The sequence below is a fragment of the Tessaracoccus lacteus genome (genome assembly GCF_029917005.1).
Taxonomy (GTDB): Bacteria; Actinomycetota; Actinomycetes; order Propionibacteriales; family Propionibacteriaceae; genus Arachnia; species Arachnia lactea.
In genome coordinates this window covers 1548027-1571378 of sequence record NZ_CP123967.1, presented here as the reverse complement: position 1 = coordinate 1571378, position 23352 = coordinate 1548027, and the positions used below count along the sequence as shown (strand labels likewise).

At 69.8% G+C, this 23352-nt stretch carries 21 protein-coding genes; 19 read left to right on the top strand and 2 right to left on the bottom strand.

The genetic code is table 11. The features are described 5' to 3' along the window. Nucleotides 1-47 precede the first annotated feature (47 nt). Nucleotides 48-1271, bottom strand: coding sequence for a multidrug effflux MFS transporter (locus QH948_RS07255; protein WP_281143806.1), 1224 nt, complete (start codon nt 1269-1271; stop codon nt 48-50). A 108-nt stretch (nt 1272-1379) separates the two neighbouring features. Between QH948_RS07255 and QH948_RS07250 the strand changes: the two genes are divergently transcribed. From QH948_RS07250 to QH948_RS07190, 13 genes are all read left to right on the top strand, one after another. Then, on the top strand, nt 1380-2738 hold the full coding sequence (locus QH948_RS07250) for a replication-associated recombination protein A (protein WP_281143805.1): 1359 nt from the start codon (nt 1380-1382) through the stop codon (nt 2736-2738). Nucleotides 2739-2760: 22 nt separating this feature from the next. Beyond that, nucleotides 2761-3135 (top strand): DUF948 domain-containing protein, encoded by a 375-nt coding sequence (locus tag QH948_RS07245; protein ID WP_219084067.1) that lies wholly within the window; start codon nt 2761-2763, stop codon nt 3133-3135. Beyond that, nucleotides 3135-3371 carry a hypothetical protein gene (locus tag QH948_RS07240; RefSeq protein WP_281143804.1) on the top strand — a complete coding sequence of 79 codons (237 nt, stop codon included), beginning with the start codon at nt 3135-3137 and terminating at the stop codon, nt 3369-3371. Before QH948_RS07245 ends, QH948_RS07240 begins: the two co-directional genes overlap by 1 nt. A 23-nt stretch (nt 3372-3394) precedes the next feature. Continuing rightward, entirely contained in the window at nt 3395-6046 is a 2652-nt protein-coding gene (alaS, locus tag QH948_RS07235; RefSeq protein WP_281143803.1) for an alanine--tRNA ligase, read from the top strand. Then, nucleotides 6039-6500, top strand: a complete 462-nt coding sequence (gene ruvX / locus QH948_RS07230) for a Holliday junction resolvase RuvX (protein ID WP_281143802.1) — start codon at nt 6039-6041, stop codon at nt 6498-6500. The genes alaS and ruvX overlap by 8 nt, the downstream gene beginning before the upstream one ends. Continuing rightward, nucleotides 6497-7621, top strand: coding sequence for an endolytic transglycosylase MltG (gene mltG, locus QH948_RS07225; RefSeq protein WP_281143801.1), 1125 nt, complete (start codon nt 6497-6499; stop codon nt 7619-7621). Before ruvX ends, mltG begins: the two co-directional genes overlap by 4 nt. Continuing rightward, nucleotides 7588-8433 carry a shikimate dehydrogenase family protein gene (locus QH948_RS07220; RefSeq protein WP_281143800.1) on the top strand — a complete coding sequence of 282 codons (846 nt, stop codon included), beginning with the start codon at nt 7588-7590 and terminating at the stop codon, nt 8431-8433. The genes mltG and QH948_RS07220 overlap by 34 nt, the downstream gene beginning before the upstream one ends. A 13-nt stretch (nt 8434-8446) precedes the next feature. Further along, on the top strand, nt 8447-9640 hold the full coding sequence (aroC, locus tag QH948_RS07215; protein ID WP_281143799.1) for a chorismate synthase: 1194 nt from the start codon (nt 8447-8449) through the stop codon (nt 9638-9640). Beyond that, complete coding sequence (locus QH948_RS07210; protein ID WP_281143798.1) at nt 9640-10149, top strand: shikimate kinase; 510 nt, start codon at nt 9640-9642, stop codon at nt 10147-10149. The genes aroC and QH948_RS07210 overlap by 1 nt, the downstream gene beginning before the upstream one ends. Next, entirely contained in the window at nt 10146-11219 is a 1074-nt protein-coding gene (aroB, locus tag QH948_RS07205) for a 3-dehydroquinate synthase (RefSeq protein WP_281143797.1), read from the top strand. Before QH948_RS07210 ends, aroB begins: the two co-directional genes overlap by 4 nt. Nucleotides 11220-11411: 192 nt before the next feature. Next, nucleotides 11412-12197 (top strand): maleylpyruvate isomerase family mycothiol-dependent enzyme, encoded by a 786-nt coding sequence (locus QH948_RS07200; RefSeq protein ID WP_281143796.1) that lies wholly within the window; start codon nt 11412-11414, stop codon nt 12195-12197. 44 nt (nt 12198-12241) lie between these two features. Beyond that, nucleotides 12242-12895 carry a hypothetical protein gene (locus tag QH948_RS07195; RefSeq protein ID WP_281143795.1) on the top strand — a complete coding sequence of 218 codons (654 nt, stop codon included), beginning with the start codon at nt 12242-12244 and terminating at the stop codon, nt 12893-12895. Further along, on the top strand, nt 12892-13827 hold the full coding sequence (locus QH948_RS07190) for a hypothetical protein (protein ID WP_281143794.1): 936 nt from the start codon (nt 12892-12894) through the stop codon (nt 13825-13827). The genes QH948_RS07195 and QH948_RS07190 overlap by 4 nt, the downstream gene beginning before the upstream one ends. Before the next feature lie 246 nt (nt 13828-14073). On the opposite strand, the gene QH948_RS07185 is transcribed toward QH948_RS07190, so the two are convergent. Then, a complete protein-coding gene (locus QH948_RS07185) occupies nt 14074-15282 on the bottom strand; it encodes an IS110 family RNA-guided transposase (protein WP_281143793.1) in 1209 nt (402 codons plus the stop codon). Between the two features lie 678 nt (nt 15283-15960). On the opposite strand from QH948_RS07185, the gene efp reads away from it, so the two are divergent. Genes efp through pyrF form a run of 6 tightly spaced genes read left to right on the top strand, consistent with a single transcriptional unit; the run spans nt 15961 to nt 23273 of the window. Continuing rightward, nucleotides 15961-16524, top strand: coding sequence for an elongation factor P (gene efp / locus QH948_RS07180; RefSeq protein ID WP_281143792.1), 564 nt, complete (start codon nt 15961-15963; stop codon nt 16522-16524). A gap of 2 nt (nt 16525-16526) precedes the next feature. Next, nucleotides 16527-16955 (top strand): transcription antitermination factor NusB, encoded by a 429-nt coding sequence (gene nusB, locus QH948_RS07175; RefSeq protein WP_281143791.1) that lies wholly within the window; start codon nt 16527-16529, stop codon nt 16953-16955. A 14-nt stretch (nt 16956-16969) separates the two neighbouring features. Next, complete coding sequence (carA, locus tag QH948_RS07170) at nt 16970-18097, top strand: glutamine-hydrolyzing carbamoyl-phosphate synthase small subunit (protein WP_281143790.1); 1128 nt, start codon at nt 16970-16972, stop codon at nt 18095-18097. Beyond that, nucleotides 18098-21415, top strand: a complete 3318-nt coding sequence (gene carB / locus QH948_RS07165; protein ID WP_281143789.1) for a carbamoyl-phosphate synthase large subunit — start codon at nt 18098-18100, stop codon at nt 21413-21415. Continuing rightward, nucleotides 21412-22464, top strand: a complete 1053-nt coding sequence (locus tag QH948_RS07160; protein ID WP_281143788.1) for a quinone-dependent dihydroorotate dehydrogenase — start codon at nt 21412-21414, stop codon at nt 22462-22464. The genes carB and QH948_RS07160 overlap by 4 nt, the downstream gene beginning before the upstream one ends. Further along, nucleotides 22461-23273, top strand: coding sequence for an orotidine-5'-phosphate decarboxylase (gene pyrF / locus QH948_RS07155; RefSeq protein ID WP_281143787.1), 813 nt, complete (start codon nt 22461-22463; stop codon nt 23271-23273). Before QH948_RS07160 ends, pyrF begins: the two co-directional genes overlap by 4 nt. Nucleotides 23274-23352: the final 79 nt, after the last annotated feature.

The following is a 23352-nucleotide window of genomic DNA, read 5'->3' as shown; positions in this document are numbered from 1 at the left end:
GGACGCCGACGGCCGCTGGCCGTCGGCGTCCCTGCGTTGTCAGGCCCTCAGATCAGGCCGCGCGGCAGCGTCCAGGGCCGCAGCACCAGCCACAGCGCCAGCGTCGCGCAGACGGCGCACGCGAGCATGGCCGTGCCCATCGGGGCGGCGCTGGTCATCGGCACCAGACCGATCAGCGGGCCCACCAGCGAGCCCATCAGCATGGTCGTCGAACCCTGCAGCGACGCGGCGGTGCCGGACCTGTCGCGGTGGTTCATGAGCGTCAGGAGCTGCGTGCACGGTGCCGAACTGCCGAAGGCGAGCGTGAACGCGAACAGCGCCGGTACCAGCGGCTGCCATCCGGCGTGCGCCGCGTTGAGAAGCAGCACCGCGCCACCGGCCAGCATCATCAGCACGGTCGATCCCGCAAGCACCCACTGGGGTCCGAACCGGGTGGCGAGACGGCTGCCGGACTGCACGCCGATGAACACGCCGCAGCTGCAGATGGCGAACACGGCGCCGAAGCCCTGCGCGCTCAGCCCGTAGACCTCCTGCAGCAGGACCGATGAGCTCGAGACGTAGCTGAACAGGCCACCGAAGGCGAACGCAGACACCGTGATGGCGCCGAGCGAGACGCGGTCGCCCAGCACGCTGCCGAATCCCCCCAGCAGCGGCGCGAGGCCGCCGGTGGTGCGCTCGGACGGCGGGCGCGTCTCGACGGTCACCACGAAGATCAGCAGCACGACGAGAGAGCCGTAGCAGGCCAGGGCCCAGAAGATGCCCTGCCAGGGCATGAAGGAGACCATCCAGGAGCCGACGATGGGGGCGACGATCGGCGCAAGCCCGTTGATCAGCGCCAGCCTCGACAGCATGACCACCAGCGGACGACCGCTGAACAGGTCACGCGCCATGGCCATCGCGACGACGGCGCCGCCCGCGGCGCCGATGCCCTGCAGCGCGCGCATCGCCGTCAGGAAGCCGACGCTCGGCGCGATCGCGACCATGACGGAGGCGAGGACGTGAACGGCCGAGCAGACCACCAGCGGCCACCGGCGGCCGAGACGGTCGCTGAGCGGCCCGACGATCAGCTGGCCCAGCGCGAACCCGATCGTCGTGGCCGACAGGGTCACCTGGATCTGCGCGTCGCTGAGCGCCCACTGCTGCTTGATCACCGGGAAGGCGGGGAGATAGAGATCGATCGTGAACGGGCCAAGCCCCGTCAGGAGGCCGAGAGTGACGATCAGGGCGATGCGGCGCCGCTTCGAGAAGCGGTTACCGAGGTCGGATTCCATGGGCAGCCTCAGCGGATCAGTTGCGGAAGGAGACAAACGACGAGCATACCGAGTGCCATTCCGTTTTCACGAAACCGGGAACGAGGCGTGGACGGATAGGGTGGGGGAGTGTCCACCGACCTCTTCGGCAACCCCGACCCCACGCCGCCGCAGCGTGGCGGGTCGCTGAGCGACGCCACCAACCCTCAGGCCCCGCTCGCCGTTCGGCTGAGGCCGCGCACGCTCGACGAGATCGTGGGGCAGCGTCAGCTGCTGGCTCCGGGATCGCCGCTCCGCAGACTCGCCGAGGGCGCCCCGATGTCGGTGTTCCTCTGGGGGCCGCCCGGGGTGGGCAAGACGACGATCGCCTCGGTGGTCTCCCGCGCCACGAAGCGCCGGTTCGTGGAGCTCTCCGCGGTGACCGCCGGGGTGAAGGAGGTGCGAGCGGAGCTGGAGATGGCCCGCGCCGAGCTGGCCAGGGGCAGGGCGACGGTCCTGTTCGTGGACGAGGTGCACCGGTTCTCCAAGGCCCAGCAGGACGTGCTGCTGCCCGCCGTCGAGAACCGGCTTGTCACGCTCATCGCGGCCACCACGGAGAACCCCTCGTTCTCGGTCATCTCACCACTCCTGTCGCGTTCCCTCCTGCTGCGGCTGCAGCCGCTCACCGACGACGACCTCGGCGGCCTGCTGGAACGCGCGCTGACCGACGAGCGGGGCGTCCGCACCGCCGACGGGGAACAGCTGACGCTCGACGACGACGCCCGCGCCCTGATCATCCGGCTGGCCGGCGGCGACGCGCGCCGGGCGCTGACCTATCTGGAGGAGTCGGCGGCCGCGGCCGATGCGTTGGGCGCCACGCAGATCTCTCAGGCCGCCGTCGAGTCCTCCGCGGACAGGGCGGCGGTCCGCTACGACCGCGACGGCGACCAGCACTACGACATCATCAGCGCCTTCATCAAGTCCATCCGCGGCTCGGACGTCGACGCTGCCCTGCACTACCTGGCGCGGATGCTGGAGGCGGGCGAGGATCCGCGGTTCATCGCCAGGCGCCTGATGATCTCGGCCTCCGAGGACATCGGCATGGCGGCCAGCGGGGTGCTGCAGACCTGCGTGGCCGCCGCACAGGCGGTGCAGCTGCTCGGCATGCCGGAGGCGCGCATCACGCTCGCGCACGCGACCGTGGCCGCCGCCACCGCCCCGAAGTCCAACGCGGCCTACCTGGCTCTCGACGAGGCGATCGCCGACGTGCGGGCGGGCAGGGGCGGGCTGGTCCCGCCGCACCTGCGCGACGCGCACTACGCGGGGGCGAAGGCGCTAGGGCACGGGCAGGGTTACCTTTACCCCCACGACTACCCGCACGGGGTCGTCGCGCAGACCTATCTCCCGGACGACCTCGCGGAGGCGTCGTACTACCGCCCGACGGACAACGGCCAGGAGGCCGTGATCGCGGAGCGGGTCGCGGCCCTACGCCACCTGCTGCGGCCCTGACCGTTCGGCTACAGTAGCCGCCATGACCGTAGGGGAAATCGCTGGACTGATCGCGGCTATCGCCGCCTGCGTGCTCGTTGCGCTCGCCGCCGTGCCGCTGCTGAAGCTCGGGCGCGTGCTGGACGAGCTGCGCCTGGCCGTGCGCGACGTCGGCAACAACAGCGTCCCGATCCTCCAGGAGCTCAAGGGCACCGTCGTCGCCACGAACGACGAGATCGCCAAGCTGAGTGTGGTGACCGAGGACGCGAGCCGCGTCTCGGGACACGCGACCGTCGTCACCGAGAACGCGGCCCAGCTGTCCACGCTGTTCGCCGCCACCCTCGGCGGGCCGCTGGTCAAGACCGCGGCCTTCACCTACGGCGTCCGCCAGGCGTTCAAGGGCAAGAAGGGCAAGTGATGCGCCGCCTCTTCTGGATCCTCGTCGGCGCCGGGATCGCCGTGGCCGTGGTGTTCAAGGGCAGGGAGCTGTACCGCCGGATCACGCCCCGCGGCATCGCGGAGCAGGTCGAGCAGCAGGGCCACCGGGCCGCCTCCGGGTTCGGCGACTTCGTCGCGACGTTCCGCGTCGCCATGGCCGACCGTGAGGCCGAGCTGCGCCGCGAGCTGAACATCCCCACCACCACCAACGACTGAACCTCCGCTAAGGACCACACCACATGAAGACCTCCGAGATCCGGAGCCGCTACCTCGACTTCTTCGCGAAGTTCGACCACACCGTCGTGCCCAGCGCCTCGCTGCTGTACAACGATCCGACTCTGCTGTTCGTCAACGCCGGCATGGTGCCGTTCAAGCCGTACTTCCTGGGCGACGAGCCCTCGCCGTACAAGCGGGCCGTCTCCGTACAGAAGTGTGTGCGGACCCTCGACATTGACGAGGTCGGCAAGACCACCCGCCACGGCACGTTCTTCCAGATGCTCGGCAACTTCTCCTTCGGCGACTACTTCAAGGAAGGCGCCATCAACTACGCTTTCGATCTGGTCACCGGCGCCGAGTCGGCAGGCGGGTGGGGCTTCGACGCCGACCGCGTCTGGGTCACGGCGCTGCACGGCGACAACGAGACCATCGACCTGTGGCAGCAGGCCGGCATCCCCCGGGAGCGGATCCAGGAGCGTGGGCTCAAGGACAACTACTGGCACATGGGCATCCCCGGCCCCGGCGGCCCCTGCTCGGAGATCTACATCGACCGCGGCCCGGAGTTCGGCGCCGACGGCGGCCCCGAGGCCGACGAGGACCGCTTCCTCGAGATCTGGAACCTGGTGTTCCAGTCCGAGGAGCTCTCCGCCGTCCGCGCCAAGGACGACTTCGACGTGCTGCGCCCCCTGCCCGCGAAGAACATCGACACCGGCTCGGGCCTCGAGCGCGTCGCGCTGCTCAAGCAGGGCGTCGCGAACATGTACGAGATCGACGAGATCCGCCCCGTCATCGACAAGGCATCCGAGCTGTCCGGCCGCCGTTACGGCGCCGACCCGGCCGACGACATCCGTTTCCGGGTCGTCGCGGACCACGTCCGCTCCGGCCTGATGCTGATGACCGACGGCGTCGCCCCCGGCAACGAGGCACGCGGCTACGTGCTACGTCGCCTGCTGCGCCGCGTCATCCGAGCCATGCGCCTGCTCGGCGTGCAGGACCCGGTGCTCGGCGAGCTGCTGCCCGTCTCGCGCGACCTGATGCGCGTGTCCTACCCGGACATCGACCAGGCCTGGGAGCGCGTCTCGCAGTCGGCCGAGGCGGAGGAGGAGACCTTCCGCCGCACGCTGGCCTCCGGGACCGTGATGTTCGACACCGCCGTCACGGAGGCGAAGGCCGCCAGGTCCACCGCGCTGCCCGGCGACAAGGCCTTCCAGCTGCACGACACGTTCGGCTTCCCGATCGACCTCACGATGGAGATGGCCTCCGAGGCCGGCCTGAGCGTCGACCGCGCGAAGTTCGACTCGCTCATGAAGGAGCAGAAGGACCGCGCCCGCGCCGACGCCAAGGCCAAGAAGGGCGGGCTCAGCTCGCACGAGGCCTACCGCGAGCTCCGCGAGGCCGGCGAGACACCGTTCCTCGGCTACACCGACCTCGACGTGACCACGAAGATCCGCGGCATCATCGCCGACGGCGCCGTGGTCGACCGCGCCACCGACGGGTCCACCGTGGAGATCGTGCTGGAGGAGACCCCGTTCTACGCGGAGTCCGGCGGCCAGGATGCCGACCGCGGCATCATCACCGGCGACGGTTTCTCCCTCAACGTCATCGACGTGCAGCGCCCCGTCCCCGGCATGGTCGTGCACCGCGTCGAGGTCCTCGGCGAGCTGCCGCTCGGCGCCGGGGTCGACGCCCGGGTCGACGCCGCCGCGCGCCACGGCTCCTGCCAGGCCCACACCGCGACCCACATCGTGCACGCCGCGCTGCGCCAGCTGGTCGGCTCCACCGCCACGCAGGCCGGCTCCTACAACAAGCCCGGCTACATGCGCTTCGACTTCTCGTCGACCAAGGGGCTCTCCGAGCAGCTGAAGCAGGAGGTCGAAGCCGTCTCCAACGAGGCGATCACCTCGAACTACGCCGTCACCGCCACCGAGATGCCCCTGGCGCAAGCCAAGGCTCTCGGAGCCATGGCCATGTTCGGCGAGAAGTACCCGCCGATCGTGCGCATGGTCGAGCTGGGCGGTCCCTGGTCCCGCGAGCTGTGCGGCGGCACGCACGTCGCCGCGACCGCCGAGATCGGCGTCCTCAACCTGCTCAGCGAGTCCTCCATCGGCTCGGGCGTGCGCCGCGTCGAGGCGCTGGTCTCGACCGACGCCTTCGCGAAGTTCGCCGCGGAGCGAGCGCTGGTGAACACCCTGACCGACACGCTGCGGGTCCAGCCCGACCAGGTCGTCGGCCGCGTCGAGAAGCTGATCGCGCAGCTGAAGGATGCCGAGAAGCAGATCGCGGCCCTCAACGCGGAGAAGCTGCTCGCCGGCGCTCAGGCCATGGTGTCCAAGGCCGTGGACGCGGGCGGGGTGCGCTACCTCGGCGTCGCGGTGCCCGGCGTCTCCGGCGGAGACCTCCGTACCCTCGCCATCGACCTGCGCGAGCGCCTCGGCTCGGAGGCGGCCGTCGTCGCCCTGGTCGGCGGGGACGCGAAGCCCACCGCCATCGTCGCGACGAACGAGGCGGCCCGCGGCCTCGGCCTCGGGGCCGGCCGGCTGATCTCCCGCGCCTGCGCGGAGCTCGGCGGCAAGGGCGGCGGCAAGGACGACCTCGCGCAGGGCGGCGGCACCGACGCGTCCGGCGCGCAGCGCGCCCTCGACGCGGTGCGTGAGGCCATCGCCCAGCGTGGCTGACCGCGCTCGGCTCGGCATCGACTGGGGCAAGGCACGTATCGGCGTCGCCGCCTCCGGGGCCGGCACGGACTTCGCGTACCCGGTGACGACCGTGCCGGCCGGCGCCGACGAGCAGCGTCGGCTTCTGGAGATCGTCGCCGAGTACGAGCCGGGAGTGATCTACGTCGGCCTGCCGCTCACGCTGTCGGGGGAGTACGGTTTCGCCGCGCAGTTCGTGCTGGAGAAGGCCGCTTCGCTCGCCACCGCCGTGGCGGATGTGGAGGTCCGGCTCGTGGATGAGAGAATGAGCACTGTCACGGCGTCGCGCAGCATGGGGAGCGCGGGTCGTAAGGCGAAGCAGCAGCGCAGTGTCATCGATCAGGCGGCCGCTGTCGACATTCTGCAACGAGCGCTGGACGCCGAGGGGCGGACCGGGGCGCCTGTCGGGAGACCCGCACCGAGGGAGGAAACGTGAGCCCAGCATTCCGGAACGACGACAAGAGCCTGAACTGGCGAACCGTCGGCTACTGGGCGCGCAGCGTGTTCGCGGTCCTTCTGTCGCTGACGGTGCTCGTCGGCGGCGGCTGGTTCGTCTACTCGAAGGCGCACGACGCGTACATCGCCTGGCGAACCACGGACGACTACATCGGCGAGGGCACCGACCCCGTCGAGGTGCTGATCCCCAAGGGTGCCTCCATCACTCAGATCGGTGACATCCTGACCGAGGACGGCGTCGTCCGCTCCACCAAGGCCTTCCGCCAGGCGGCGCAGGACTCCGGCCAGGCCGACAAGCTGCAGGCGGGTCGCTACGAGCTGAAGAAGGAGCTCCCGGCGGAGACCGCGTTCGCGATGCTGCTCGACTCGGACAACCTGGTCCGGCTGAAGGTGACCTTCCCCGAGGGGACGACCGACGCGGAGCAGTTTGAGATCATCTCCTCGAAGCTTGACGTCGACCTCGAGACTGTCCAGAAGGCCGCGAAGCAGACCGACAAACTCGCGTCGCTGCCGGAGTTCGCCGACGGTGACCTGGAGGGCTACCTCTTCCCGTCGACCTACGAGGTGGCCGAGCCCGTCAAGCCGCTGTCGATCTTCGCGTCGCAGATCACCCAGTTCAACAAGATCGCCGAGAAGCTGTCGCTGGAGGGCCGCGCGGAGGATCTCGGCTACAGCCCCGACGAGGTCGTCACCGTCGCGTCCATCATCGCCAGCGAGGTCAGTAACGTCGAGGACCAGGCGAACGTCGCCGCCGTCATCTACAACCGCCTCGACGCCGACATGCCGCTGCAGATGGACTCGACCGTGCACTACGCGGTCGGCAAGTCGGGCACGGTCACCACCACCGCGGAGGACCGGAAGTCGGACTCGCCGTACAACACCTACGTGCACAAGGGGTTGCCGCCCGGTCCGATCAGCAACCCGGGCGAAACCGCGCTCGAGGCCGCCCTGCATCCGGCCGACGTCGACTACAAGTACTTCGTGACCGTCAACCTCGAGACGGGCGAGACGAAGTTCGCCGACACGCTCGACGAGCACAACGCCAATGTGGCCGAGTTCCAGCAGTGGTGCCAGGCCAACGCGGACAAGGGGCTCTGCTGAGGCACGCGGGCGTCGTCGGAAACCCGGCGGCGCACTCCCTGTCCCCGGCGATCCACCGCGCAGGATACGCGGCGGTCGGCCTCGACTGGGACTACGAGGCGTTCACCGTGGCGCCCGCAGACCTGGAGGGCTTCGTGCGCGAGCGGTGCGCCGACCCGGCGTGGGCCGGGCTGAGCGTCACGGCCCCCCACAAGGAGGCCATCCTCGCCTTCGGCGAGCCCGACGAACCCACCCGGCTGCTGGGCGCCGGCAACACGCTCGTGTTCGACGGCGGCGCCGCCCGGATCTACAACACCGATGTCCCCGGGTTCGTGCGCGCCTGGCGGGCCCACAGGCTCGCCGCCCCCTCCAGCGTCGCGATCGTGGGCAACGGCGCCACCGCACGGTCGATCATGCTCGCCGTCGCCGGGCTCGGCGCGCACGACGTCACGCTCGTGGTCCGCGACCCGGCGCGGGCAACGACGGCGGCGGCGCTCGGCCGCGACCTGGGGCTCGCGGTCGGCGTCCAGCTGCTGGGGGACGGCATCGAGCAGGTCGACCTCGTCGCCAACACCATCCCGGCCGCCGCCACCGCCCCCCACGCCGAGGGGCTGGCCGCCGCGGCCGGCGCGGTCTTCGACGTGGTCTACGACCCGTGGCCAACCCCGCTGGGGCAGGCGGCTCAGCTGCGGGGGATCCCCGGGCTGAACGGGCTCGACCTGCTCGCCGGGCAGGCCGTCGACCAGTTCTTCCTGCTCACGGGGTCCGAAGTCAGCTACGAGCTGTGCCGCTCAGCTGCCGGTCGCGAACTCAGCCGCAGGGCGGCTCTCTGACACAATGGGGCGCATGCTCCGTTACCTGACGGCCGGGGAGTCCCACGGCCAGGCCCTGATCGCGACCATCGAGGGCCTGCCGGCCCACATCGAGGTGGGCGAGAAAGAGATCGCCGAGAACCTGCGCCGACGCAGGCTGGGCGCGGGCCGCGGGGCGCGGATGAAGTTCGAGGTCGACGAGATCACGCTGCTTGCGGGCTTCCGACACGGCGAGACGCTCGGCTCGCCCGTCGCCATCCAGGTCGGCAACACCGAGTGGCCGAAGTGGGAGCAGGTGATGGCGCCGGGCGCCGTCGACGAGGAGACGCTGGCGAACCTGGCCCGCAACGCCCCGCTGACCAGACCCCGCCCCGGGCATGCCGACCTGGCCGGCATGCAGAAGTACGACTTCGACGAGGCCCGCCCCATCCTCGAGCGGGCGTCCGCCCGTGAGACCGCCGCGCGTGTCGCGCTCGGCACGCTGGCGCAGGCCTTCCTGCAGCAGGCGCTGGGCGTCACCGTGCTCAGCCACGTCGTCGAGCTCGGGCACGTCAAGGCGACCCGCGAGGACCTGCCGACCATCGAGGACCTGCCCGCGATCGACGCCGACGAGCTGCGGTGCTTCGACAAGGACGCCTCCGCGCTGATGCTGGAGGAGGTCGAGGCCTGCCACCGCGACGGCGACACGCTCGGCGGCGTCGTCGAGGTGCTGGCCTGGGGTCTTCCGCCGGGCCTCGGCTCGCACTCGCAGGGCGACCGCCGCCTCGACGCGAAGCTTGCCGGCGCGCTGATGGGCATCCAGGCCATCAAGGGCGTCGAGCTCGGCGACGGCTTTGAGCTCGCCCGCACCCGCGGCTCCCTCGCGCACGACGAGATCCTCCCGACCGAGGGCGGCATCCGCCGCGCCTCGCATCGCTCGGGCGGCACGGAGGGCGGCATGTCGACCGGCGAGGTGCTGCGCGTCCGTGCGGCGATGAAGCCGATCGCCACGGTCCCGCGGGCCCTGCGGACGATCGACACGGCGACCGGCGAGCCCGCCGCCGCCCACCACCAGCGCTCCGACGTGTGCGCCGTCCCCGCCGCCGGCGTGGTGGCCGAGGCCATGGTCGCGCTCGTGCTCGCCGAGGTGGTGCTCGAGAAGTTCGGGGGAGACTCCGTCGCCGAGACCCGCCGCAACGCCGAGGCCTACCTGGCCGACGTCGCGGCCCGTGGACTGGAGATCGCCTGATGGCCATCGTGCTGATCGGCGCGCCGGGCGCCGGCAAGTCCACCGTCGGCAAGCGGCTGGCCCGCAAGCTCGGCCGCTCCTTCGTGGACGTCGACGCCCGCATCGAGGAGGTCATCGGCAAGCCCGTCGCCGAGATCTTCGCCGACGAGGGCGAGGAGCACTTCCGCCGCCTCGAGGAGGAGGCGACCATCGAGCTGCTCGGCAGCCACGAGGTCATCTCGCTCGGCGGCGGCGCCGTCATGAACCCCGCCATCCGGGAGGCCCTCGACGGCCACGAGATCATATGGCTCAAGGTCTCCATCGGCCAGGCCAGCCGCCGGGTCGGCATGAACACCGTCCGCCCGCTGCTGCTGGGCAACGTCCGCGGTCGGCTCATCGAGCTGCTCCGCGAGCGGACCCCCGTCTACGAGCAGCTGGCGACGCAGGTCGTCGAGACGGACGGGCGCGGCTCCTCCGAGGTCGCCGACCAGCTCGTCGCTGAGCGGCTGCCGGCCGAGGACGCCGAGTGAGCATCCACGTCGCCTCCGCGTTGGGTCCCTACGACGTGCACATCGAGCCGGGGGCGGTTCGGCGCCTGCCGGATCTGCTCGGGGACGCCTCACGCGTCGCCGTGATCCACCCGGCCTCGCTGCCGTCGCTAGCGGAGCGCGTCGCCGGGCTGATCGACCGCGAGGTGACCCTGATCGGCGTCCCGGACGCCGAAGCCGCGAAGACCCCCGCGGTGCTCGCCGACTGTTGGGACGCTCTGGCGGACGCCGGGTTCACCCGCAACGACCTTGTCGTCGGCGTCGGCGGGGGAGCGACCACCGACCTCGCGGGCTTCGTCGCGGCCAGCTGGCTGCGCGGAGTCGCCTACGTCAGCGTCCCGACGACCGTGCTCGGCATGGTCGACGCGGCGGTCGGAGGCAAGACCGGCATCAACCTGGCCGCGGGGAAGAACCTCGTCGGCGCCTTCTACGAGCCCCGCGCAGTGCTGTGCGACCTGGACTTCTGCAGGACCCTGGCCGACGTGGAAGTCGCCTCTGGGCTCGCGGAGGTCATCAAGTGCGGCTTCATCGCGGACCCCGAGATCCTGCGGCTGGCGCAGGAGGACCTCGCCGACTGCCGCGACGTCACCGGGCCGCGGTTCGCGGACCTCGTCACCCGCGCGGTCGCCGTCAAGGCCCGCGTGGTCGCTGCCGACCTCCGCGAGGCGACCTCGCACGGCGACCGCGTCGGACGCGAGGCGCTGAACTACGGGCACACGCTGGGACACGCCGTCGAGAAACACGCGCGCTTCACGTGGCGCCACGGGCAGGCGATCAGCGTCGGCATGGCGTGGATCGCGCGCGTCAGCAGGGACCTGCTCGGCCTCGACCCCGCGCTGGTGGCACTGCACGACGACCTGCTCGGCGGACTCGGGCTGCCGCTCAGCTACCCCGCCAGCTACGACGAACTGCGGCCGATCATGAGCCTCGACAAGAAGGCGCGCGGCACCACGCTGAGGCTGGTCGGCATCACCGCCCAGGGGCACCCGCGCATCATCGACGCGCCGGACGAGGCGGTTCTGCGTTCAGCGTACGAGGAGCTCGTCGGCTGATCGGTGGCCGAACCACTCGCCCCGGTTCGAGCGCTGCCCACTGCTGCTGGCGACGGCCGTGGACATGGTGGAAGGACGTTCCACGCCCGCGTTTCAAGGCATGGCTCGAACACCTCCGCGAGCCTTCATGCGACGAAGAATGTCAATCGCGTCTCGGCAGTCGGACCCCGCCGGGTGGCTAGAGTCTCACGCATGAGTTTCGATCCGGTCCAAGTGATGCGGCGTGAGACGGCGAGGTTCGCCGAGGCGCTCCAGAACGTCGACGGGGCCACGCCGGTGCCGACCTGCCCGGGCTGGGACGCCGACGAGCTCCTGTGGCACCTGACCGAGGTGCACCTGTTCTGGAGCGCCGTCATCGCGTCGGGCGCCACCACGGACGAGCAGATCGAGGACATCGAGAAGGCCAAGCCGCTGCGCCCCACCGGGCGCGCCGAGGCACTCGACCTGCTGCAGCGGGCCACGGACGAGCTCGGCACGGTGCTCAGCAGCGGCGACGACCGCGATAGCGCCTGGAGCTGGTTCGAGGCGGACCAGACCATCGGGTTCACCCGTCGGATGCAGACGCACGAGGCCACCATCCACCGGGTGGACGCCGAGCTGACCGCGGGTCTGCCCGTCTCGGACATCCCCATCGAGGTCGCCGTCGCGGGCATCGACCACGTGCTGGACGTGATGTGGAACTGGGTCCCCGGCGACGTTGAACAGCATCCGCTCGGGGTCATCGAACTGCGCCCGCGCGGAGGCGGGTCCCGGCTGGTCGAGCTCTACCGCTGGAGCGGCCGACTCTGGGGCAGGGACTTCGCCGACCAGGTCGCAGGCCGCCGGGCGGACGACGGTGCGGAGCCGCGCGCCGTGATCTCGGGGGAGGCAGCGGACCTGGACCGGCTCGTCTGGAGCCGGCCGGCCATCTCCTCGCGCGAGGGTGACCTCGCCCTGCTGGCCGCCTTCGACGAACTGATCGCGTTCGGCATCCAGTGAGGTCCGATGGTCGCAGGGCGTGTCCTTAGCCCTAAAGTGGCCTCATGATCGAGATGCTGCGGGTCATGGGCCGCGCCCTGCGCCTCGATCCTGCCCTCTTCTCGATGGTCGACGACCGTCCCTACGCCCTGCTCGTCGCCGCCCTCGGGATCGCGATCCTTGCCGCCGGCTCCACCATGCTGGGGCACGTCGCGGTGCTGTCGCTCAACCGTGTGCGAGGCTTGCGCCTCCTTGCGGCGCTGCTGCTGTCGACGGCGGTGCTGGCGGTACTTAAGGTCGTGGAGATGTCCATCACCTGGAGCGTCGCGTCTCTGGTGCTCGGGAGACCCGTGCCCCTGGTCCCGCTCGTCGTGGTCGCGCTCCTCTCCACCGCGCCGCTGGTGTTCAACTTCGTCACTGCCATGCCGCACTTCGGGCTCGCGTTCGGCCGCGTATTCGAGGCGTGGAGCTACCTCCTCGTACTCGTCGGCGTGTCCCACGCCTTCGGCGTGAGCATCACGTGGGCCTTCGGTTTCACCCTGGCCGGGTGGCTGGTCATTCAGGTCATCTCCCGGGTGGGGCAACGTCCGTTCAGCTGGGTGTCCTCGCATCTGTGGACGCTCGCGACCGGACGCCCGACGATGGTCACCTCGCGTGACATCCTCTCCGGCACGCCGCTGATTCCGGTCTCAGGCCTCCGGAAGGAGGTGGAACGGTGATCTCCTGGCTGATCGGAAGCGTCGTAGTCATCCTGTTCCTCTTCGTCCTCCTGTCGCCGCTCGAGTCGCTCCGGTGGTGGGCCGACAAGGGGGAGAAGGAGGTGCGCGGCACCTTCGAAGTCGTCGCGAGCGAGGTCGAGGAGGAGCACCGTTCGCACCGCTTCGTCGTCTACCTCTCCGGCGTCGGGGTGCTCGGCGGGGATGAGTTGTCCGGCCGTGAGATCGCCTGGCTCGACTCGCTCGATGACGACCTCCGGGACGTCTGCGTCGTCGCCGACGTCTTCCCCTACTCGGTGGACAACCGCGGCCTGCTGCAGCGGGCGACCATGCACCTGTGGAAGTTCCTGGACAACGCGCGCCGACAGTGGCGCAGCAACCCGATCCACTTCATCATCAACATCCGCAACATCGCCCAGGTGCTCGTCTCATCCGACCCGCGCTACGGCCCCACTCAGAGCATCGGCCTGGCGCAGGAACTGTGGCGATCGCTCCAGCGACACGGCTACGTCCCCGGCTCAGGTGACCCTGTCTACCTCGTCGGCTTCTCTGGCGGAGCGCAGATGGCACTGGGGGCCGGCTGGTTCCTCTCGGGTCTGGGCGTCCCCGTCTCGCTGATCTCGGTCGGAGGCATCTTCAGCGACGATCCCGGCCTCGACCGCATGGAACACGTCTGGGATCTCCGCGGCTCCCGCGACACCACGCGTCTCCTGGGTCCCGTCGCATTCCCCGGCCGCTGGCCCACCGCCCCGCTGTCGTCGTGGGGGAGGGCGCGTCGCGAGGGCCGCGTCACGGTCCGGACGATCGGCCCCATGAAGCACGACGCCGCGAAGGGCTACTTCGGGCGCCGCGCGAAAGACGACAACGGCCGGACGTACGCCGACCTGACCCGCGAGGAAGTCGTCGGCATCCTCGCCCTCGACGGCACCCGCTGACGTGCGGGTTCCCTGAGCCTGTCCCGGTTCCCTGAGCCTGTCCCGGTTCCCTGAGCCTGTCCCGGTTCCCTGAGCCTGTCCCGGTTCCCTGAGCCTGTCCCGGTTCCCTGAGCTTGTCGAAGGGCCCTGAGCCTGTCCCGGTTCCCTGAGCTTGTCGAAGGGCCCTGAGCCTGTCCCGGTTCCCTGAGCTTGTCGAAGGGCCCTGAGCCTGTCCCGGTTCCCTGAGCTTGATGCTCCTATGTGGTGTCAAGCGGTTGTGAGCCATTCTCTGTAGCGGGTGGTGAGGGTGTCGTTGCGCAGTGTTCCGCGTTCGATGCCGGAGATGCGGGCTGGCCAGACGCCGAGTGCGTGGCCGGCTTGGGTGGTGGTGAGGCCTTTGGCGTGGCGGAGGGGTCTGAGGTCGTTGATGGGTGGGACCACGGGTGGGGTCCAGATCGCGGTGATGATCAGGTGGGAGATGTAGCGCTTGAGGCAGCGGGTCGCTTCGCGGCGGGTTTTGCCTTCTGCTTGTTTCTTCGCGAGGTAGGCGATCGTGTCAGGATCGATGCGGGCTCTGGCCAGGGCGATGGTGTGTAGGGCCCGGTTCGCGCGTCGGTCTCCGCCGCGGTTGAGGCGCATCCGGTGGGTTTTGCCGGAGGAGGCGGGGATCGGGGCGACGCCGCAGAGTTTCGCGAACGCTGCCTTCGAGTGGATCCGGGTCGGGTCGTCGCCGACGGTGACCAGCAGTTGGGCGGCGGAGATCACCCCGACCCCGACGAGATCGAGGACGCCGGGTGCTGTCTGGGCGACCAGGGTCTGCAGCTGGGGGTTGAGGAGGTTGATCTCGTCGTCGAGGTCACGGATCCGTCGCGCCAGGGACCGCAGCGCGGTCATGGTGGAGGACTGGTCGACGGGGCCGTGGGGTCGGCAGGCGGCCAGCTTCGCGTGGAGGGCCTTCCCAGTGAGTCGGCGGTAGGTGTCGCGGACCTGGTCCGGGGCGGTCACGAGCAGGCTTTTGAGTTGGACGATGGCCTGGGTGCGGGCCTTGACCGCGGACTCCCGCGCCGTCAGGAGGACCCGGATCGCTTCAACATTGCCGGTGCCGGGTTTCGGCAGGGGGAGGGTCTCGCCGGTCAGGAGGGTGCGGGCGGCCAGGATCGCGTCCAACGGGTCGGTCTTGCCATGGAGTCTGCGGGCGGCGCGTTTCGGGCGGATCACCTCACGCACTGCGATCCCGGCCCGGGTCAGGAACCGGGACAGGCCCGCCCCATACGACGAGGTTCCCTCGACCCCGACCAGTGCGACCGTCCCGAACGAAGTGACGAAGTCCAGCAGCTGGCGGTACCCGGTGAGACTGGTCTCGATCTCCAGGTCGCCGAGGAGTGCCCCGGTGGTGTGGTCGAGGACCGCGACGTGGTGGGTGGCGAGATGGGTATCGACTCCCGCTACCACTGTGGATGGATGGGTTGGCATCATGTGAGGTGTCGCCTTTCAAGGGGGGTGACACCTGCTCGGGGACCAGGCAGTCAGGACGCTGACGGCGGCTTGCCAATCAAGCCCCAGGCTCCTATCAAGACATGCCACGGGTCCCCGGGCAGGACTCCGAGAATGTGTCCCCGCCCCGGGCGGAGTGGACAGATCAAACCCAAGACACGAAGTCAGTCGAAGGGAGAGCCACACCCCGCCGAGACGAGGACCTAACAAGTATCAGCGTCGAAGGGCCCTGAGCCTGTCCCGGTTCCCTGAGCTTGTCGAAGGGCCCTGAGCGGAGCGAAGGGACTTCCTCTCGCTTCGCTCGAGGCACCTCGACGGGCTGGTGCTGAGCTTGTCGAAGTGCTCGGCGACCCGAGGAGGCCCGGTGACCCGAGGAGGCCCGGTGACCCGAGGAGGCCCGGTGACCCGGTTCCCTGAGCTTGTCGAAGGGCCCTGAGCGGAGCGAAGGGACTTCCTCTCGCTTCGCTCGAGGCACCTCGACGGGCTGGTGCTGAGCTTGTCGAAGTGCTCGGCGACCCGAGGAAGCTCGGCGGTGTGGTTCGCAGCGCGGTTCACACCCCAGCGACGGCTTTCGCGGCGCGTTAGGTGCGGGGCCGATCCATGACTATGATGGTCCGTTGGCCGGGGACGGTCGCACGCAGAAACAACGAGGAGAAGCCCATGGCATCCACCAATGATCTGAAGAACGGAATGGTTCTCGACCTCGACGGCCAGCTGTGGCAGGTTCTCTGGTTCCAGCACCACAAGCCCGGCAAGGGCAACACCGTCGTCCGCACGAAGCTCAAGCACGTGCTGACCGGCAAGATCATTGACAAGACGTTCAACTCCGACACCAAGGTCGACACCGCCACCGTCGACCGCCGCGAGATGCAGTACCTGTACCTCGACGGCGAGGACTACGTCTTCATGGACAACACCTCCTACGAGCAGTTCACCATCCCCGGCGAGACCGTTGGCGACGCCAAGGACTACATGCTCGAGAACCAGAACGCGATCGTCGCCACGCACGAGGGCAACCCGCTGTTCATCGAGCTCCCGGCCTCGGTCGAGCTCGAGGTCACGTACACCGAGCCCGGCCTGCAGGGCGACCGCTCCACCGGCGGCACCAAGCCCGCAACGCTGGAGACCGGCAAGATCATCCAGGTCCCGCTGTTCATCACGACGGGCGAGAAGATCAAGGTCGACACCCGCGACGCGTCCTACCAGGGCCGGGTCTCCAACTGACCATGGCAGAGGTCGCCCCCCACTACGGCGCCCAGACGAAGGCGCGCAAAGCAGCCCTGGACATCCTGTTCATGGCGGAGCAGCGCGACGCCGACCTGAGCGAGACATTCGCCGAGCAGCGAACGCTGACCGGCAACCCGACCCGTGAGCTGACGCGCAGCATCATCCTCGGCGTCGTCGAACATGGTCACGACATCGACACGCGCATCATGCACGCGACCACCGATGCGTGGCCCATCGAGCGGATGCCGGCCGTCGACCGCAACCTGGCCCGCATCGCCGTCTTCGAGATGGACTACACCGACACCCCACCCCAGGCTGTGATCGCGGAAGCTGTCCGACTGGCGGGCGACCTTTCCACCGACGAATCACCGGCGTTCCTGAACGGACTATTGTCCAAGGCGCTGGCTGAGAAGCCCACGACGAACTGAACGAGAGGTCACGCATGACTCCCATTCCTGCACTGTTGGTTCTGGAGGATGGGCGCGTGTTTCGTGGCCACTCCTTCGGCGCCGCCGGCGAGACGTTCGGCGAGCTGGTCTTCTCCACCGGCATGTCCGGTTACCAGGAGACCCTCACCGACCCCAGCTACCACCGGCAGGTCGTGCTCGCCACGGCCCCGCACATCGGCAACACGGGCTGGAACGACGAGGACGACGAGTCAGCCCGCATCTGGGTCGCGGGCTACATCGTCCGGGATCCAGCCCCTCGCCCCTCGAACTGGCGCTCGCGTCGCAGCCTCGACGCGGAACTCGACCGCCAGGGGGTCGTCGGCATCAGCGGCGTCGACACCCGCGCGCTGACCCGCCACGTCCGCGACGGGGGAGCGCTGCGCGTCGGCATCTCCACCACCACGACCGACCCGACGGCACTGCTCGACAAGGTCCTCGCCCAGCCGCAGATGGCCGGGGCCGACCTCGTCGGCGACGTGACCACCGCCGAGCCCTACGTCGTGCCGGCCGTGGGCGAGAAGAGGTTCACGGTCGCCGCGGTCGACCTCGGCATCAAATCCATGACGCCCGCCCAGCTCGCGGCCCGCGGCATCGAGGTCCATGTGCTGCCCGCCTCGACCACGATCGAGGAGATCCGCGCGATCGCACCGGACGGCGTCTTCTTCTCCAACGGCCCCGGCGACCCCGCCACCGCCGACGGCCCCGTCACGCTGCTGCGCGAGGTCCTGCAAGCCGACATCCCCTACTTCGGCATCTGCTTCGGCAACCAGCTCTTCGGCCGGGCGCTCGGGTTCGGCACGTACAAGCTGAAGTTCGGCCACCGCGGCATCAACCAGCCGGTGATGGACCGGACCACCGGCAAGGTCGAGGTCACCGCGCACAACCACGGCTTCGCCGTCGACGCGCCCACCGACCGCGCCACGACCACCGAGTTCGGCGAGGCCGCCGTGAGCCATATGTGCCTCAACGACGACGTCGTCGAGGGCCTCGAGCTGCACCGCGACGGCCGGCTGGTCGGCTTCTCCGTGCAGTACCACCCAGAGGCGGCGGCCGGCCCCCACGACGCGAACTACCTCTTTGACCGCTTCGTCGACGTCATGTCGGCCGGAAAGGACGCCTGAATGCCCCGCCGCACGGACATCTCCTCGATCCTCGTCATCGGCTCGGGCCCGATCGTCATCGGCCAGGCCTGCGAGTTTGACTACTCAGGCACCCAGGCCTGCCGCGTGCTGCGGGAGGAGGGCTTCCGCGTCATCCTGGTGAACTCCAATCCGGCGACGATCATGACGGACCCCGACTTCGCCGACGCCACCTACGTCGAGCCCATCACGCCGGAGTTCGTCGAGCGGGTCATCGCCAAGGAGCGCCCCGACGCGGTCCTGGCCACCCTCGGCGGCCAGACCGCGCTCAACACCGCGGTGGCGCTGCACGAGAACGGCGTCCTGGCGAAGTACGGAGTCGAGCTCATCGGCGCCTCGATCGACGCGATCCAGCGCGGCGAGGACCGCGAGGAGTTCAAGAAGATCTGCTTGTCCATGACCGACATCCCGGGCGGCGCGCCCGAGGTTGCGAAGTCGGGCATCTGCCACACGATGGACGAGGTCATCGCCGCCGCCGAGGAGCTCGGCTACCCCGTGGTCGTGCGCCCGTCCTTCACGATGGGCGGCGTCGGCTCCGGCTTCGCCCACAACGAGGCTGAGCTGCGCAACATCGCCGGCGCCGGGCTCGCCGCCTCGCCCGTGACCGAGGTCCTGATCGAGGAGTCGATCCTCGGCTGGAAGGAGTACGAGCTGGAGGTGATGCGCGACACGAAGGACAACGTCGTCATCATCTGCTCCATCGAGAACTTCGACCCGATGGGCGTCCACACGGGCGACTCCATCACCGTCGCCCCGGCGATGACGCTGACGGACCGCGAGTACCAGCGCATGCGCGACGTCGGCATCGGCGTGATCCGCGCGGTCGGCGTCGACACCGGCGGCTGCAACATCCAGTTCGCGATCAACCCGGCCGACGGCCGCATGATCGTCATCGAGATGAACCCGCGTGTGTCCCGCAGCTCGGCGCTGGCTTCCAAGGCCACCGGCTTCCCGATCGCGAAGATCGCGGCCAAGGTTGCCGTCGGCTACACGCTCGACGAGATTCCCAACGACATCACCCGCGTCACCCCGGCCAGCTTCGAGCCGAGCCTCGACTATGTCATCGTCAAGATCCCGCGCTTCGCCTTCGAGAAGTTCCCCGCCGCCGACCCCTACCTGACGACGCACATGAAGTCCGTCGGCGAGGCGATGGGCATCGGCCGCAACTTCACCGAGGCCCTCGGAAAGGCGCTGCGCTCCCTGGAGGACCCCAAGGCGCCCTTCGAGTTCAACCGGCCGCTGCCCCCTCTCGAGGAGATCCTCGACAGTGCCTCACGTCCGCACGACGGCCGCATCCAGGACGTCATGAAGGCCATGAGGGCCGGCGCGAGCGTCGAGCAGCTGTTCGAGACGACAAAGATCGACCCCTGGTTCCTCGACCAGCTGGCCCTGCTGATGGACGTCGCGCTCGAGGTCAAGCAGGCTGACGAGCTCACCCCGGAGCTGCTGCGCACCGCCAAGCGGCACGGGCTGGCGGACTCGCAGATCGCCGCCCTGCGCGACCTGAGCACCGACGTCGTGCGCGGCGTCCGCTGGGCGCTCGGAATCCGGCCGGTCTACAAGTCCGTCGACACCTGCGCCGGCGAGTTCGCCGCCACCACGCCGTACTTCTACTCGACCTACGACGAGGAATCCGAGGTGCCGACCCGCACCAGGGAGGCCGTCATCATCCTCGGCTCCGGCCCCAACCGCATCGGGCAGGGCATCGAGTTCGACTACTCATGCGTGCACGCCACCATGGCCCTGCGGGAGGCCGGCTACGAGACCGTCATGGTCAACTGCAACCCGGAGACCGTCTCGACGGACTACGACACCTCCGACCGCCTGTACTTCGAGCCGCTGACCGCCGAGGACGTCCTCGAGGTCTACCACGCCGAACTGAAGGCCGGCCCCGTCGCGGGCGTCATCTGCCAGCTGGGCGGCCAGACCCCCCTCAAGCTGGCACAGACGCTCAAGGACGCCGGAGTGCCGATCGTCGGCACCTCGCCGGAGGCGATCAACCTCGCCGAGGAGCGCGGCGCCTTCGGCCGCGTGCTCGCCCGCGCCGACCTGCCCGCGCCGAAGCACGGCATGGCGGCCTCGGCTCCCGAGGCCAAGGCCATCGCGCAGGAGATCGGCTACCCGGTGCTCGTGCGCCCAAGCTACGTGCTCGGCGGCCGCGGCATGCAGATCGTCTACAACGACGAGGCGCTTGAGACCTACATCGCGAACGCGACCGAGGTCAGCGAGGAGCGCCCGGTACTCGTGGACCGATTCCTGGACGACGCGGTGGAGATCGACGTCGACGCGCTGTACGACGGCACTGACCTGTACATCGGCGGCGTGATGGAACACATCGAGGAGGCTGGCATCCACTCCGGTGACTCGGCCTGCTCGCTGCCGCCTATCACGCTCGGTGATGCCGTCATCGACCAGATCCGGCACTACACGCGGGAGATCGCCGACGGCGTCGGAGTCCGCGGCCTGCTGAACATCCAGTTCGCCCTGCACGCCGACACGCTCTACGTGCTTGAGGCCAACCCGCGTGCGTCGCGCACCGTGCCGTTCGTGTCCAAGGCGACCAACACATCGCTCGCGAAGGCCGCGGCCCGCCTCATGCTCGGCACAAGCATCGCCGAGCTGCGGGCCGAGGGGATGCTGCGCGCCGCCGGCGACGGCTCGATCCCGCTGGCCGGGGCCCCCGTCGCGGTCAAGGAGGCCGTGATGCCGTTCAACCGGTTCCGCACCGCCTCCGGCGCCTTCGTCGACACACTTCTCGGCCCCGAGATGCGCTCCACGGGCGAGGTGATGGGTCTGTCGGACAACTTCGGCACTGCCTACGCCAAGTCGCAGGCCGCCGGCGGTGGCCCGCTGCCCACCTCCGGCAAGATCTTCGTCTCGATCGCCGACCGCGACAAGCGTCACGCCATCTGGCCGATCAAGCGGCTGGTCGACCTCGGGTTCACGGTGCTGGCCACCAGCGGCACCGCGTCGGTCCTCCGCCGCAACGGCGTGCAGGCCGAGGAGGTGTTGAAGCTGTCGGAGATGGCTGAGGGCGCCACGCAGCCGAGCATCATCGAGCGGATCACCTCGGGCGACATCGACCTGATCTTCAACACCCCCGAGGGCACCGGCGACTCCGGCGCCAGCACCCGCGAGGACGGCTACCAGATCCGCACCGCGGCCGTGCTCGCCGACGTGCCGCTCGTGACCACGGTCCCTGGCCTGGGCGCGGCGACGCAGGGGATCGAGGCGCTCCAGAGGGGCGCCATCGACGTGCGCTCCCTACAGGAGTGGGCCGCGCTGGGGGCCGAGCTGTGACCTCCGCCGCGACCAACGCCCTTCGCTCGGCCTACCACCTCGCTCGTGCCGGACTCTTCCGCTACGCCGGGGGAGACCCGGAGAAGGTCCACGAGCTGACCATCAAGGTCCTGTCGAAGCTCCCCGGCGGCGGCCGGGGAAGGGTCGCGGATCCGGTGACGGTCGCGGGCATCAGATTCCCGAACCGCGTCGGCCTGGCGGCCGGCATGGACAAGGACGGCATCGCCGCCCACACCTGGGCGCACTTCGGGTTCGGCTTCGCCGAGCTCGGGACGGTGTCTGCCAAGGCCCAGCCGGGCAACCCCCGACCCCGGGTGTTCCGGGCCGTCGCCAGCCAGGGCATCGTCAACCGTATGGGCTTCAACAACCGTGGCGCGACGCAGCTGGCCGAGGTCCTCGGGCGCCGGAAGGTGGCGCGCGGCAACCAGGCTCTCGGAATCCCGCTCGGGGTCTCGATCGGCAAGTCGAAGGTCACCCCGCTGGCGGAGGCCACTGACGACTACCTGTTCTCCATGCGGCTGCTCGCCCCCTACGCCGACTACATCGCCGTCAATGTGTCGAGTCCCAACACCCCGGGCCTGCGCAGCCTGCAGGAGGCCCGAGAGCTCGCAGGGCTCCTCGGCGCGCTGACCGCCGAGGCAGCGGAGCTGTCGGAACGGCCGGTGCCGATCTTCGTGAAGCTCGCCCCGGACCTCGTCGGCGACGACCTCACCGAGACGCTCGCGGCCGTCGCGCACTCCGGCGTCGCCGGGGTGATCGCGACCAACACGACACTGACCCGCGACGGGCTCTCGCCCGCCGACGCCCGGCTGGCGCAGGAGGAGGGCGGCCTCAGCGGGCGCCCGCTCACCGCGAAGGCCCTGGCCTTCGTCGAGCACCTCGCCACCACGGTCGACCTGCCCGTGATGGGGGTCGGCGGCATCATGAGCCCCGCGGACGGGGCCCGTATGTTCGACGCGGGAGCCCAGCTGCTGCAGCTGTACACCGGATTCATCTACGAGGGCCCCGCGCTGATCCGCGGGATCCAGGAGCTGGGGAGCACCCGATGAGCACCTACGCCCAACGCCTGGCGGCCGCCACGACCGATCGCGGTCGGCTGTGCGTCGGCATCGACCCCATGGCCTCGGTCCTGAACGCCTGGGGCCTCGACAACGACGTGGCGGGCCTCGAGGCCTGTGCACGCGGCATAGTAGAGCGTCTTGGAGGCACCGTCGCGGTGTTCAAGCCGCAGTCCGCGTTCTTCGAGGCACACGGCTCCGCGGGCATCGCGGTGCTCGAGCGCGTGCTCGTCGACATCCGCGAGGCAGGCGCGCTCAGCATCCTCGACGTGAAGCGCGGAGACATCGGCTCCTCGATGGCCGGCTACGCCTCGGCCTTCCTCGGCGAGGGCGCGCCACTGTGGGCCGACGCGATCACGCTCAGCCCCTACCTCGGCGTCGGGTCGCTCAGCCCCGCCATCGACGCCGCCGTGGCCGGTGGACAGGGCCTCTACGTGCTCGCCCGCACCTCCAACCCCGACGGCGCCACCATCCAGCTGGCCGATACCGCGGAGGGTACCGTCGCACAGCACGTCGTCGACGCCGCGGCTAGTCTGAACGAGACCCGCGACAACGCCATCGGGCTGGTCGTCGGCGCGACTCACGCCGACTCCGGTTGCCGCCTCGACGCCTTCAACGGCTCCCTGCTCGTGCCAGGCATCGGCGCGCAGGGCGGCACGGTGGAGTCGCTGGCATCCATCTTCGGGCAGGCGCTCGGGCATGTGCTGCCCACGGCCAGCCGCGAGGTCATCGGACACGGCGCCGGTGAGCTGACGGCCCGGGCCGGGCGGCTGCTCGCCCAGGTTGCCGTTCTGGGCTGAGAATCTTCCCTACTAGGGGTTTGACTGCGCGATTCAGTGTTCCGCCGTGCTTCGGTATGGCTCACCTGCGCGCTAGATT

What these genes read in the sequence shown, in the direction of transcription:
- efp (WP_281143792.1), top strand. Translation starts at nt 15,961, where the DNA reads ATGGCATCCACCAATGATCTGAAGAACGGAATGGTTCTCGACCTCGAC.
- QH948_RS07200 (WP_281143796.1), top strand. Translation starts at nt 11,412, where the DNA reads ATGAGTTTCGATCCGGTCCAAGTGATGCGGCGTGAGACGGCGAGGTTC.
- QH948_RS07210 (WP_281143798.1), top strand. Translation starts at nt 9,640, where the DNA reads ATGGCCATCGTGCTGATCGGCGCGCCGGGCGCCGGCAAGTCCACCGTC.
- carA (WP_281143790.1), top strand. Translation starts at nt 16,970, where the DNA reads ATGACTCCCATTCCTGCACTGTTGGTTCTGGAGGATGGGCGCGTGTTT.
- QH948_RS07240 (WP_281143804.1), top strand. Translation starts at nt 3,135, where the DNA reads ATGCGCCGCCTCTTCTGGATCCTCGTCGGCGCCGGGATCGCCGTGGCC.
- QH948_RS07185 (WP_281143793.1), bottom strand. Translation starts at nt 15,282, where the DNA reads ATGATGCCAACCCATCCATCCACAGTGGTAGCGGGAGTCGATACCCAT.
- nusB (WP_281143791.1), top strand. Translation starts at nt 16,527, where the DNA reads ATGGCAGAGGTCGCCCCCCACTACGGCGCCCAGACGAAGGCGCGCAAA.
- QH948_RS07255 (WP_281143806.1), bottom strand. Translation starts at nt 1,271, where the DNA reads ATGGAATCCGACCTCGGTAACCGCTTCTCGAAGCGGCGCCGCATCGCC.
- pyrF (WP_281143787.1), top strand. Translation starts at nt 22,461, where the DNA reads ATGAGCACCTACGCCCAACGCCTGGCGGCCGCCACGACCGATCGCGGT.
- alaS (WP_281143803.1), top strand. Translation starts at nt 3,395, where the DNA reads ATGAAGACCTCCGAGATCCGGAGCCGCTACCTCGACTTCTTCGCGAAG.
- QH948_RS07195 (WP_281143795.1), top strand. Translation starts at nt 12,242, where the DNA reads ATGATCGAGATGCTGCGGGTCATGGGCCGCGCCCTGCGCCTCGATCCT.
- carB (WP_281143789.1), top strand. Translation starts at nt 18,098, where the DNA reads ATGCCCCGCCGCACGGACATCTCCTCGATCCTCGTCATCGGCTCGGGC.
- aroC (WP_281143799.1), top strand. Translation starts at nt 8,447, where the DNA reads ATGCTCCGTTACCTGACGGCCGGGGAGTCCCACGGCCAGGCCCTGATC.
- QH948_RS07245 (WP_219084067.1), top strand. Translation starts at nt 2,761, where the DNA reads ATGACCGTAGGGGAAATCGCTGGACTGATCGCGGCTATCGCCGCCTGC.